At 58.4% G+C, this 13,029-nt stretch carries 9 protein-coding genes and 3 pseudogenes; 3 read left to right on the top strand and 9 right to left on the bottom strand.

The window, feature by feature from the left end:
- The first annotated feature begins 964 nt into the window (after positions 1-964).
- Positions 965-2,286 (top strand): annotated as a pseudogene (locus ML_RS04955) (DUF349 domain-containing protein).
- Here ML_RS04955 and ML_RS04950 read toward each other — a convergent pair.
- From ML_RS04950 to ML_RS04925, 6 genes are all read right to left on the bottom strand, one after another.
- Positions 2,283-2,912, bottom strand: a complete 630-nt coding sequence (locus ML_RS04950) for an Rv2732c family membrane protein (RefSeq protein ID WP_010908059.1) — start codon at positions 2,910-2,912, stop codon at positions 2,283-2,285. The pseudogene ML_RS04955 and the gene ML_RS04950 sit on opposite strands and share 4 nt — an antisense overlap.
- Complete coding sequence (gene miaB, locus ML_RS04945; RefSeq protein ID WP_231846784.1) at positions 2,909-4,441, bottom strand: tRNA (N6-isopentenyl adenosine(37)-C2)-methylthiotransferase MiaB; 1,533 nt, start codon at positions 4,439-4,441, stop codon at positions 2,909-2,911. Before miaB ends, ML_RS04950 begins: the two co-directional genes overlap by 4 nt.
- A gap of 79 nt (positions 4,442-4,520) precedes the next feature.
- A complete protein-coding gene (recX, locus tag ML_RS04940) occupies positions 4,521-5,036 on the bottom strand; it encodes a recombination regulator RecX (RefSeq protein WP_010908057.1) in 516 nt (171 codons plus the stop codon).
- Positions 5,002-7,137 carry an intein-containing recombinase RecA gene (gene recA / locus ML_RS04935; protein WP_010908056.1) on the bottom strand — a complete coding sequence of 712 codons (2,136 nt, stop codon included), beginning with the start codon at positions 7,135-7,137 and terminating at the stop codon, positions 5,002-5,004. The genes recX and recA overlap by 35 nt, the downstream gene beginning before the upstream one ends.
- A 150-nt stretch (positions 7,138-7,287) precedes the next feature.
- The gene (locus tag ML_RS04930) at positions 7,288-7,482 is read right to left on the bottom strand and encodes a DUF3046 domain-containing protein (protein WP_041323746.1); all 195 of its coding nucleotides are present in this window, start codon (positions 7,480-7,482) and stop codon (positions 7,288-7,290) included.
- 22 nt (positions 7,483-7,504) lie between these two features.
- A complete protein-coding gene (locus ML_RS04925) occupies positions 7,505-8,671 on the bottom strand; it encodes a glycosyltransferase (protein ID WP_162618239.1) in 1,167 nt (388 codons plus the stop codon).
- Positions 8,672-8,674: 3 nt separating this feature from the next.
- On the opposite strand from ML_RS04925, the gene ML_RS04920 reads away from it, so the two are divergent.
- On the top strand, positions 8,675-9,169 hold the full coding sequence (locus ML_RS04920) for a limonene-1,2-epoxide hydrolase (protein ID WP_010908053.1): 495 nt from the start codon (positions 8,675-8,677) through the stop codon (positions 9,167-9,169).
- A 418-nt stretch (positions 9,170-9,587) separates the two neighbouring features.
- Here ML_RS04920 and pspM read toward each other — a convergent pair.
- The 3 genes and pseudogenes from pspM to pgsA all read right to left on the bottom strand — a co-directional run bounded on the left by pspM (position 9,588) and on the right by pgsA (position 12,418).
- A pseudogene (pspM, locus tag ML_RS04910) lies at positions 9,588-10,439 on the bottom strand (phage shock envelope stress response protein PspM).
- 31 nt (positions 10,440-10,470) lie between these two features.
- A pseudogene (locus ML_RS04905) lies at positions 10,471-11,302 on the bottom strand (PspA/IM30 family protein).
- A 534-nt stretch (positions 11,303-11,836) separates the two neighbouring features.
- On the bottom strand, positions 11,837-12,418 hold the full coding sequence (pgsA, locus tag ML_RS04895; protein WP_010908052.1) for a CDP-diacylglycerol--glycerol-3-phosphate 3-phosphatidyltransferase: 582 nt from the start codon (positions 12,416-12,418) through the stop codon (positions 11,837-11,839).
- Between the two features lie 66 nt (positions 12,419-12,484).
- On the opposite strand from pgsA, the gene ML_RS04890 reads away from it, so the two are divergent.
- Complete coding sequence (locus ML_RS04890) at positions 12,485-13,027, top strand: amino-acid N-acetyltransferase (RefSeq protein WP_010908051.1); 543 nt, start codon at positions 12,485-12,487, stop codon at positions 13,025-13,027.
- Positions 13,028-13,029: the final 2 nt, after the last annotated feature.

Here is a 13,029-nt window from a genome sequence, read left to right as displayed (position 1 = left end):
TTATGTTACTAGACCAGAATATTGCGGTAGATAGGTCGGCCGGCAAGGGTGCTTTATTAGTGCGATTTGCCTGTTGGTTAAGTAGGCAGCAATGAACGCCACCGTGCGTGGTTCGCGAATGGGGGCCTAATCTGAGCCCTCTTACACTCAAGCGGCAACTGAGTCAAGACGGCATAGCGAGGGCCATCAACACCGTACGACAGTAGGTGGTGGAGCTATAGCTGATGTCGAAAGCGCTCTAGCTACGAACCAGTATTTCGCATGCGCATGCAACACGAAAGCCCCGCAAAACCGGTAGATTGCAGGAACCGCATGTGGTGTCCATCCATAACTACGGCACAATCAACCGGACAGCTGTACCCGGACATGCGCCTGGTCGAAAGAACTGCCAGGGTTTTATGGCGATAAGAACCGTGCCATGCCGGCGCCCCGTCCAGAGCGATCTACACAGTGTTCGGGGCGACCTAAAATATCGCGCCACTTCTTCGACGGGATCCTGCGCACCGAACATCGTGGTGGACTGTCTCGGAGAACCTAGGTCACCAACCAGTTGGCACTGCCCCAGTAACCCCACAACTAGGCGGCATGGTCTTTTGCGTAGTCTAAGACAGCAACCCGGCGCTGGTATAGATCAACGGCGGACGAACTGATGATCGGTCTTGTCCAAGAAGATCCAGCAGGACCCAACCTCGACCAACTCTACGGCTGATGGAAAAGCCTTAGCTATCCGCCACTCGAACCCTTCGCGAAGCCGCCGCCCCAGGAAGCCAGACCAACACCGAAAAATGGTGACAGCGTACAGTCCGCCAAGCTGCTTAAATAATGTTAGGAACGGTATTGGGGGTCGGGGATGACAGCTACCAAGCCACACCAAGGGTCCCCGACCGTGCAAGATGCCGCTACACGCGGCAGAAGCGCGAGACAACGATCGCGCAAAGAGTGGCAAAGGGTAGGTAACCAACACATAACGGCCGACGCATCCCGGACCAACGATTCGCCCAAGCCGATGCCACGTCCCGGTCCCCGGCCTATGCCGCGACCCACCACCCACCCGATGGCAAGGTTCCCGCCCAACGACCCACACCGATTCGGACGCGTGGATAACGACGGCACAGTGTGGCTGATCAAGCGCGGCTGGTGAACGCATAATCGGCTCCTGGCAAGCCGGTGACCGGCGAAGCCGCATTTGCCCATTTCGGCCGCCGATTCGACGATGTGAGCACCGAAATCACGCTGATGGAGGAACGGCTAGCATCGGGGACCAGCGATGCCCGCAAGATCAAGGCCAATGCAGCAGCGCTGGCCGAGACGTTGCCAACGGCATGCTTATTGGGTGACGTCGACGAGCTCGCGACCCGATTGGCGAACCTGCTGGCACGCGTCGACGTTATCGTCGTCGCAGATCACTCTCGACGCGACGAGCGTCGTGCCACGCAGACCGCGCGCAAGGAGGCACTGGCTGACGAGGCCGAAGATCTGGCCGCCATACTCAACCCACTGGAAAGTCGCCGGCAACCGGCTACGCACGATCCTCGAAGAATGGAAGACAATCAGCGGCCTGGACCGAAAGGTCAACGACGCGTTGTGGAAGCGCTATTCGGCGGCCCGAGAAACCTTCAAGCGGCGACGGGGATCACATTTCTCCGAGTTCGACTGGGAGCGTACTGGCATCAAGCAATCCAAGGAACGGCTCTGCTAACGGGCCGAAAAGCTGTCCAACTCCACCGAATGGGCCACCACAAGTTCGGAATTCCGAAAGCTGCTCGCCGAATGGAAGACTGTTGGAAAAACAACCCGGGAAATCGACGATGCCCTGTGGCGCCGCTTCAAAGCGGCCCAGGATTACTTTATTCGCGGCTCGCAATGCCGCGTCAGCGAAAAAAGACGCCGAGTTGCAGGCCAATGCCATCGCTAAAGAGACGTTGCTGGCTGAAGCAGAAAAACTCGACACTGCCAACCACGAAGCCGCGAGAACAGCGCTGCACTCGATCATCATCATCAAAAAATGGAACGCGATCGACCGGGTCCTCCCGGTAACAGTCCGCTAAGTTGGAGCAAAGGCTGCGCGCCATCGAGAAAAAAGTGCGCAACGCCGGTGAATCGGGTTGGTCCGATCTCCAGGCGCAGGACCGCGCCGAACAATTCCAAACCCGGGCCGAGCAGTTCGAACGGCAAGCCCGCAAGGCATTAGCGGCCGGCCGGATCCAAGAAGCCTAAGAGGCCAAGGCCGAACAATGGCGGCAGTGGACTGAAGTCGAAGCTGACGCGTTTACACACAGAACCTAGCTACCGACTTGAGGATCCGATCGTGTCCTGGTGTCTCGGTTGCCGGCGCTGTACAAGCCATCCAGCAGTGTCTTTGACTGCTGCTGCGCAACGACCCGGCGCCGTTGCTCCTCGGTAGCGAGTTGCACGATTGTGCTCGACCACACCACGCGGGCCCAGTGAAACGTCAACAAGATCAACGTGATCCACGCCACGATGAGCCCCACTCCAGGACCCGGCTGACCCACAGCCACGGTCTGGCGCGACCACACAGCTAGCAGCCCAACTATGCTGGCCATCGCCGCACCCGCCAGCGCAATCCAGGCTAGCACCCAACGCCGTGTCATCAACGCCAGCATCGAGAAACCGACACCGAATACCAGCGACAGCCAAGCGAATATCCGCAAAGGCAATGCCACCGCAGCCGCTCCGGCGCCGTGGCTGTCGAACAACACATCCCAGCCCCGCACCTGACCGGTGTGCGGCAAGATGAACGATCCCAGCAGCATGAACACCAGGACCGCTATTAAGACGAAAATCTTTGCTCCAGAATCAATCTCACGGACTACCCGAAGTTCCTCTGCCTCAAGTGCAGCCTGGAGGGGATTGGAATCCGGGAAGTCCACGATATTGGGTTCTTCGTTCATCGGGCACATCCAGCAGACCCAATCGAAGCCGAATGCTGACCGACACTCGGCATACCCAAAGGAATTTGGCCAAGCCCAATGCTGCGTGGGCACTGCCTGGCGGCGTGTGCATCCCCAGCACGGGTGCGGCGGTGAGTTAATATACCCGCATCGGCTATCAGATGGTGCGGCGCTGCTTCAGTGACCATCACGGTGATGATATCACCGGGCCGCACCTGCGCCTCCCAGGGCGTGTCCAAGGCGAAATGCACCAACCGGCCATCGCGTGCGCGCCCAGTCCTGCGCGCGGTGCGGGCATCTTTGCGTCCTTCGCCAGTGGTGACTAGCAGTTCGACAATCCGCCCAATCAGCACACGATTTTCCTCCATACAAATCTGCTCCTGCAACTCAACTAGCCGTTCGTAGCGTTCCTGCACAACGGCCTTCGGCAGCTGCCCACCAAGTTCAGCGGCCGGGGTTCCGGGGCGCTTAGAGTACTGGAAGGTGAACGCCGCCGTAAACCGGACCTGACGCACCACATCAAGCGTGGCCGCAAAGTCCTCTTCGGTCTCACCGGGAAATCCCACAATGAGATCTGTGGTGATGGCGGCGTGTGGCATGGCCGCCCGAACCTGGCCGATAATGCCAAGATAACGCTCGACGCGGTAAGACCGCCGCATCGCACGTAGCACCCGGTCAGACCCGGACTGCAGCGGCATGTGCAAGGAGGGACACACGTTGGGCGTCTGCGCCATTGCCTCGATGACATCGTAAGTGAATTCGGCAGGATGCGGAGAGGTGAACCGTACGCGTTCGAGTCCATCGATACTCCCGCAGGACCGCAGCAATTCGGCGAAGGAACCACGATTGCGGGCAAGCGCCGGGTCAGCGAAAGAGACCCCGTAAGCATTGACGTTCTGCCCCAACAAAGTTACTTCTAGCACGCCGTCAGCAACCAGTGCTTCCACCTCAGCCAAGATGTCAGCAGGACTGCGATCGACCTCCTTACCTCGTAGCGACGGAACAATACAGAAGGTACAGCTGTTGTTGCATCCAACTGAGATAGAAACCCAAGCAGCATAATCGGATTCGCGGGCACTCGGCAATGATGACGGAAAATGTTGGAGCGCTTCAACAATTTCCACCTGAGCGACCTTATTGTGGCGAGCCCGGTCAAGGAGCGTAGGCAGCGATCCCAGGTTGTGAGTGCCGAAAACGATATCGACCCACGGCGCCTTGCTCAGCACCGTGTGTTTGTCTTTCTGAGCCAGGCAGCCACCTACCGCAATTTGCATGTCGGGATTGTTCCGCTTGCGTGGCGCCAGGTGGCTGAGGTTACCGTAGAGCCTGTTATCAGCGTTCTCACGAACAGCGCAGGTGTTGAAAACCACCACATCGGCGTCTCCAACATCTGCTTCGTCAGCCGCCCGCTGGTAACCGGCGGCCTCAAGCAGACCCGCCAACCGCTCAGAATCATGAACGTTCATCTGACAGCCGTAGGTGCGGACCTGATAAGTGCGTGTCGATCCAGTCGCAGCATCATCCGCCATGCCTGCGTCACGCGTCACCACCGAAGTCACGGGGCAATAGTACGGCGACCGGGTCCCACCGAGTTAACCCGCAGCTTAATTAGACCCGGCGCCGCTCTCGTTCGGCTGCAAGCTCGGCGACAACCACCTCGCATATGGTGGTCTGGCTGTATCCACGGCGGGCTAGCATAGCCATCAGTCGGCGACTCACCCGTGCGTCGTCCTCGCTAAGTACCTCTCGCCGCAGTCTGGTACGCACCAGCTGCTCAGCTCGCTCCCGCTCGACGGCGGGGTCGATCCCAGCCAGCACCGTGGTAATCACCTCACTGTCGATCCCCTTGGCACGCAGGTCAGCAGCCAATGCACGCTTGCTCTTTCCCACGTTCGCCCGCCGAGACCGCACCCACTGTTCAGCAAAGTCATTGTCATCCAACAGACCAACAGCGGCCAGCCGATCCAATACCCGCTCGCTGACGTGATCGGCGTATCCGCGTTTCGCCAGCTGGCCGAATAGCTGGGCTCGCGTTCGCGATCTCGCGGTGAGCAGGCGCAGGCACAATATCCGTGCCTGCTCTTCGCGATCAGAAATCGACGGGGGTGGGCAGGATGTCGTCATCGGTCACGACCGCGCCAATGCCAAGCTTCTCCTTGATCTTCTTCTCGATCTCATTGGCCACATCGGCGTTCTCCAGCAAGAAATTGCGCGCATTCTCCTTGCCCTGGCCAAGCTGTTCGCCCTCATAAGTGAACCAGGATCCAGACTTGCGGACAAAGCCTTGTTCCACACCCATATCGATCAGTGAACCCTCCCTGCTAATGCCCTTGCCGTACAGGATGTCGAACTCGGCCTGCTTGAAAGGTGGCGACACCTTATTTTTGACGATTTTGACCCGGGTCCGGTTGCCGACCGCATCGACACCGTCCTTAAGTGTCTCAATCCGACGCACGTCCATGCGCACCGACGCATAGAATTTCAACGCCTTTCCACCCGTCGTGGTTTCGGGAGAATTGTGTACCATCACTCCGTCAACGAAGTAGTTGTGATTGCCCTCAACCTCGATATCGAACCGGTTCATTGATCGGGTAGACAGTTTGACATGAACATCGAGAACGCGGGCCGGCACCAACTGCTGCGTGGGTTCGACGAACTGCGGTGTCACGCTCCCCCGACCACGGAACTGCGGCAACAACTTGTACTCCATGGACGGCGCCACATATGGAGCGATCAATGACTGGAACTTCGCAGTGGCCGCAGTGGAAAACACCAGCACCGCCTTACCGGCCGAACCAACTTCTCGCAAACGCACATCCAAGCCGTGTGTGTCGCACAGATAGTCGCGCAAACGTACACGTGTGCCTTCGGTCATGGCATCTACACAGATCTCAATGCGCCCGCTGCCACCGGCGGTACGTTCCTGCACCCTCTTGGAACCCACTGTGAATGAACCATCGTCCATATACCAAATAGCCAGAACCAACGGCGTCAGCGCCTTGAGATACTCTTCAGATAAGAACTTCTTACCGTCTCCGAGGTAGACCGCGCGCTGTAGCTCGACGAGCTCTGGCAATGGGGTGAAGTCGATAAAACTCGCGCCCATGGAATTCTCCCGCACCGTATGCCGAATGTTGCCCATTAGCGCCTTCTTCCACTGCAGATATTCCACCTGCTTGCAGCCGTATCCCAACAACCGGAACCGGACACCGTTACGATCGCACAGATTGGGCGAGAGGTTCCCGTCACCCATCAGTGAGCCCAACACAACTTGGAACTGCTGATCGCTCAGCATATGTGGTTCGACGGCAAGCACCCGATCACCGGCAATAAGGTTACCGGCTTCTGTCCAGCCGCCAGGTGTGCGAATGAGGTGGTTGGGCGTCGCCGCAAACTGTGACTTGCCGTTACTACCGGACTTTTCGACAGTAAATTGGAGGAACTGTTCAGCTGGACCATTATTGAACCAGTTCACTACCTTGCGTGGCACAATCCGGTCCGTCACCGGGTCGTAGGACAACACCCTGACATCCATTTTGTTGTTGACGATCTTGCCGATCTTTTCAGTGGAACCGTCCGCAAGAGTCACGCGGGTCGAGTAATTCATGCACCCGAACATCACCCCAATCTTCTCACGTAGCTGGTTGATGAAGATCGCCGTGGTTCCCGAATTACTCAGCGCACCAGTCATTTTCCTCAGTGCCTGACTCATCAGCCGGGCTTGCAATCCGACATAGCTGTCCCCCATCTCACCTTCTAGTTCCGCGCGCGGCACCAGCGCAGCAACCGAGTCGATGACCACAATGTCGAGCGCGCCAGAACGGATCAGCATGTCGGCGATCTCGAGGGCTTGTTCACCGGTATCAGGTTGACTTACCAGCAAGGAATCGGTATCAACCCCGAGCTTCTTAGCATACTCCGGTTCCAGCGCGTGCTCGGCGTCGATGAACGCTGCGACACCGCCGACCGCCTGGGCATTGGCCACAGCGTGTAGTGCAACAGTAGTTTTGCCCGAGGACTCCGGACCGTAGATTTCCACAATCCGGCCACGCGGCAGACCGCCAATACCCAGAGCCACGTCCAGTGCGATGGAGCCGGTCGGAATGACCGAGATTGGCTGACACATCTCGTCACCGAGACGCATCACCGAACCTTTGCCATAGTTTTTCTCGATCTGGGCCATCGCCAGCTCGAGAGCTTTCTCACGGTCGGGGACTTGTGCCATGTTACTTCTCCTGTAGTCGGTAACCGGTACCGGTCGGTTGGACGTGACACTAGAGAGCCACCGACAAGCCGACATCGCTGAATAACCACCACAATATCCGAACATCTGTTCGATTCAAGTCTCGACACGCCGTCCCAGCAATCCGCGAAATCACCACTGATCGCGGGGCACGTCGAAGTCGACGCACAATGCCCGCCAGACATCGCGGAGCTCGACACCGTCTTCAATCGCCTGGGCGACGGTACGACCGTCGAAGCCAGTCAGCACGTGATCAACCAACACGGAGGCACCGTATGCAGCACCGAATCGCAGTACGACTCGCTCGTGGAATTCCGTCAACCGCACGCCAGCCAACTTACCCAATCAGTTACCCGGCGAGCCCCAGCGCTTCGTGGCACACCTGAACCGGATCTGCAACCCCAGCGATACTGATGGCGGCTCGTTGTGCAGCCTCGCGATAATCCGGCGACGACAGCACCTTATTAACCGCAGCTAACAGCGCCGCAGCGGTCAACGGCCGAATCAATTGCGCACTGCCCTGCCGTACCACTCGATTGGCCATCTCCCATTGATCCCCGCCACCAGGAACCACCACCAACGGCACCCCGGCCAACAGCGTTTTGGCAACCATCCCGTGACCGCCACCGCAAATAACCACGTCGGCATGCGCCAACAGCTTCGTCTGGTGTACCAACCCAGCCACCGCCCAGGACGGCACCGTCAGATCGGGACCGTTCAGCCGAGACACCACCACGCGCGACCCCGATGGCAACGTGTCACCGGGCACCAGAGCGTCCAAAGCGGTCTGCGCCATGCCCGAAATCCCAGTCAACGCCGTAGACGGTGCCACGACTATCACCGGCCCGGAGCCGGAAGGGATCTGCAACACCCGATCAGTCGGCTCAAAGTGCAACGGACCCACCACCACGGCCTCAGCCGGCCAGTCTGGACGAGAGACCTCCAGCGCGGGCAGCGTAGCGATCAGCCGTCGCAGCGGCCCGGAGTCGCAAGCCGGCAATCCAATCTGCACCCGGACCGCTGCCCGCTCTCGCAGGCCAGCACGCCAAGACCGTGCGGTAAGCGCCCGCATGGTGGCATCTCGCATCCGGCCGTGAATGCCGACACCGGACGCCAGTCCGCTGCCTATAGGCGGCAAACCCTTGGACGGCAGATACAACGGATGCGGGTTGAGTTCAATCCACGGGATCCCCAGCAGCTCAGCTGCCATACCACCGGCCGCGGTTATGACGTCAGATACTATCAGATCAGGAGCCAAGTCGCGCAGCACTGGCACATTAAGCACAGCCATCTGCGCAGCACGCCGATGGATCCTAGCCCCGGCATCGACATCGTCATCAACGGCCACGAGCCCGTCCAGCAGGGCAGTCTCGACACCGGCGGCCCGCGCGATATCGACGCACTCCACTCCGGTGAACAAAGTGGGCGTGTCCCCCGCTTCAGCGAAACGCTGACACAGAGCGATCGCGGGAAAGGAGTGCCCGGGATCTGGCCCGGCGACCACAGCAACGCGCATGTAGTGTACCATGCCATAGCACCGTTATGTCATGTTTCCCCTAAGCTGGTAGCCATAGCTGAGCTGACCGAGGCATCTGTCCAAGGTGTTGAAAACATTCGCACGGTCGAGGTTTTCTTGGCTGCCCTGCAGGACGCAGGATTACGAAACCGCATACGCGACGTTGGACGACAACCTCGTGTTTACCAGAACGTCGGACTGCCAACAATCCATGGCCGTAGCAAAACGATCACACTGTGGCGTAAGATGGCAGACTGTATCGGGTTTGAGATAAAGATCCACCGAATTGCCGCCGTGGCTATAGCCGTGCTCTGCGAACGCGCCGACGCGGTGATCGTCGGCCCACTTTGGATGCAATTCTGGGTCTGTGGCACCTTCGAAGTGCAAAATAAGCGAATCATGTTGTGGCGGAATTATTTTGATTTGTTCGATCTGTTCAAGGCAACCATGCGAAGCCTGGTCGCGCTGAGAATCCCGTCGTTAAACGCAGCGTTCTAACAATGAAAGACAAACACACCCGCACGAAACCCAACGCGCTGTAATATGTTCACTATAACTGTTATGGGAATTGCTCGACTCGATGCGAGACTGGGTAGGCAACGATTCGGCCAGGCAAGGGCGCCGTCATCTAAATGATGGTCCGCGTCGCGATTCTGGCTGTGCTGGTATTCATACCGTTCTAGTTGCCCCCAACGACACTCAACGTTTACTTAAGCATGACGTTGCCGATCCTCATCCCGTTCGTTTACTTCCCGCATGCACTCAATGCACTCAAGCAAAATATGGTGACGTCACATGCTGGGCGTGCAACAACCTGGACCCCGAATGCGTCAACCAACTTAAGCGCAAGTGCGACGCCCATATCCACCAGACATACATCGAGCGCTACGGCCCGGGCCCCAAGGACTAACCCTGTCTAACGCAGCGACATTCCGCCGAGTTCGTCGAACACCTGCGCACAAACGGCCAGAGAATCAGCAGCGGTGGCCAGCTCTTCACGGGAAAACCGCTGCGAACCCGGCGCGACCCTACCCCGGAAACCACCGACACGGTTCGTCGAAGAAATAAACCTCGCTACGATAGTGACGATTTCGTTTTACTTAAGGACACCGGCGCTCAACTATGTAGTGAACGCAATAATAATTATCAATAGTAATCATTACTTTATTGGAGACCAGAGAAAACAAGATGATTCAAAATAGCACACCACCCGCTCTATCGACACCAACTGGGCAGCAGTGACCTCCATCGCCACCAAGATTTGGTTAGCCGCGGCGGTCAAATCACGGATTTCGGCTGCAGGGAACATTTCGCCCTGCCCCATCAAACCCAACAACGAAAAGAACCCGAGTTCGGAAACGCCCAGCTCCGACATCGAAGGTGGGGCAGCCTAACCGGGTGGCAGTAATCGACGAACTCCGTTGGGCCGCCATGTCGGCAGCGGCTCCGACCGCAGCCAGCGGTAGCGAAGCAGCAGCAACGTAGCAGGAATGGCCTGCAAAACCGCGATGGAGCCGGTGATCTGCAGCAGCAACGTGAACCAACCCCAGGCCGCTAGTAACGCCGTCACCACGCCCCAAAACAGGCACCCGAAACCAAAAATCAAGCCCCACCGCAGCGCGCGGCGGCGACGGCGAAGCAGGCGGGCACGCGGATCCAACACAACGCTAATCTTTTTGGCGAGCAAGTCGGACAAATCGGTGATGGTGTCCAGTCCACGCCGCATCAACGCGCGCCACTGCCCACGTTGGCTTACATTCACGGCCACCTCAGCACCATTCTCAAACCGCCCGCGTTGCTTACTGACCGAGGGATTTCTCAACAACGTGCACGTCGCTAGCTTGGTTGGTCGCGATACTGGCCGGTGTGCCTCCGGGAAACGCAGCCGTACCGCCCGTCGACAAAGCTTGACTGAGCATCGACGCGCGGATCTGCTCTAGCCGCAAATGACCGGCCATCTGCACACCGGCCTGTTCGATCTCGATCATGCGACCCTGCACGGAACCTTGTGCCAACTCGGCCGCACCGAGCGCGTTGACGTACCGACGTTCAATCTTTTCCCGCACCTCGTCGAGCGTCGGGGTATCGCCGGGCACCGCGATCTCACTCATCGACCGCAGCGAAGCACTAACCTGCTCCTGCATCTTCGCCTGCTCGAGTTGGCTCAGCAGTTTGGTGCGCTCCGCGATTTTTTGCTGCAGCCACCATCGCGTTCTGTTCGACAGCCTTTTTGGCTTGAGCCGCCGCACGAAGCGCCTGGTCGTGCAACGTCTTGAGGTCCTCGACGCTCTGTTCGGCGGTCACCAACTGGGCCGCGAACACCTCGGCGCCGTTATTGTACTCGGCAGCCTTAGAAACGTCCCCGGTGGCAGTGGCCTGGTCCACTAACGTCAGCGCCTGGCGCAGGTTTAGCTGGAGCTTTTCGATGTCCGCCAGCTGCCTGTTGAGCCGCATCTCTAGTTGCCGCTGGTTGCCGATCACCTGCGCGGCCTGTTGGGTCAGCTCCTGGTGAGTGCGCTGTGCTTCCTCAATGGCCTGCTGAATCTGCACCTTGGGGTCTGCATTCTCGTCGAGCTTGGCATTGAACAGCGCCACGATGTACTTCCACGCTTTCACGAACGGATTGACCATGACTTAGCTCCGTCTTCGTTGCTTGTGTAGCCGGATGGACCCTGCGCTTTCTCTAACGCTCAATTTATCGGGTAAGCGCAGATCTCCACACCCTTTTGGCAACTCCTATCCGAGGGGCCCGGCACGTTGGCCGCATTTACGCCACTGCAACGACCCCACCGGGGAGAATTGACGACCTTGGTGCTGACCGGTCGATGATGAAGCCGCTTGGCACGCTATCTAGTACGGTCCAGGCTGCACGTTACGTATGCGCCACTCGTTCACCGACGTCGATAAGCAACTCTGACAGCAGCCACCTACAACGCGTCGCAAATCGTGTTGAGCAACTTGCTGGAAGGCGCCTTCCAGCCGGGCTCAACCTCCGAATAGATAACCGAGACTCACGCACGCGGAATCCAACATCTCACGCAGCGTGCGGCCCTGATCCGGCACAACACGTTGCCCATGACTTCACGCACTAAATGACACCATCGCGCTCCACCTCATCCGGTCAGTCACTAGATGAACGCAGATGGCCTGCTATGGCTCCCGTGATCAGCTGGCTGTCTGGTGCACTCCCCTGACGGCCCTGATTGTCCCAGCCACGTAGTCGACACCCGTGACCACCGTAAGCACGACCGCAACTGCCATCACCACTGCTGCACCCACGTGGAACGGCACTGACAGTTGCGTCAAAGGCAGCAGGAACAGACCGATCGCTACTGCCTGGACCACAGTCTTGAGTTTGCCACCCCAACTTGCCGGAATGACCCCGCGATGAATAACAGCCAACCGCAATAAAGTCACTCCAAGCTCGCGAGTCATGATAAGCACCGTGACCCACCATGGCAGGTCACCAAGCATCGAAAGTCCGATCAGCGCCGCCCCGATCAGGGTCTTGTCCGCGATCGGATCGACGAACGCACCGAATTCAGTCGCCATGCCGTAGCGGCGGGCCAGCAAACCGTCTAACCGATCGGTAATGCAGGCAACTGTGAAGATCACGAAAGCCGCTATCCGACCGACGATTTCGTGGCCATTCCCAGCGAACAAGGCAACCAAAAAAACGGGGACCAACATCAGCCGCAAGCCAGTCAGGATATTGGCGAGGTTGGCAATACGGACGCAATCTACCATCGGACCCGTTGGAGGCTGCCCCGACACGGCAAATAGAATAACGGTTGACCAGCTCGTGCGTCCCTGATGTCGATACTGTTAGCCGTGACCAAAAATTCACAGAATTATCTGCCGGTGGTCCGGCGCGCACGAACCTCCGATATCCCGGCGATCAAACAACTCGTCGACACCTACGCGGGAAAGATCCTGCTGGAAAAGAACCTCGTGACACTCTATGAAGCCGTGCAGGAATTCTGGGTGGCCGAACACCCCGACATACCGGGCAAAGTAGTCGGCTGCGGTGCGCTGCACGTGCTGTGGTCCGACCTCGGCGAAATCCGCACCGTCGCCGTCGACCCCGCCATGACCGGCCACGGTGTCGGCGGCACAATCGTGAACCGACTACTCGAAGTCGCTCGCAAGCTGGAATTGGAACGGTTGTTCGTGTTGACCTTCGAAACCGAATTCTTCAGCCAGCACGGGTTCACCGAGATAGAGGGCACCCCGGTAACCGCCGAGGTGTTCGAAGAGATGTGCCGGTCATACGATATCGGGGTCGCCGAGTTCTTGGACCTGAGCTATGTAAAACCGAATACCCTGGGCAACTCCCGCATGCTGCTAGTGCTGTGATC

Source organism: Mycobacterium leprae TN, assembly GCF_000195855.1.
GTDB classification, from domain to species: domain Bacteria; phylum Actinomycetota; class Actinomycetes; order Mycobacteriales; family Mycobacteriaceae; genus Mycobacterium; species Mycobacterium leprae.
Note: the sequence above shows the minus strand (reverse complement) of the source record. Positions and strands in the feature narration are given on the sequence as shown.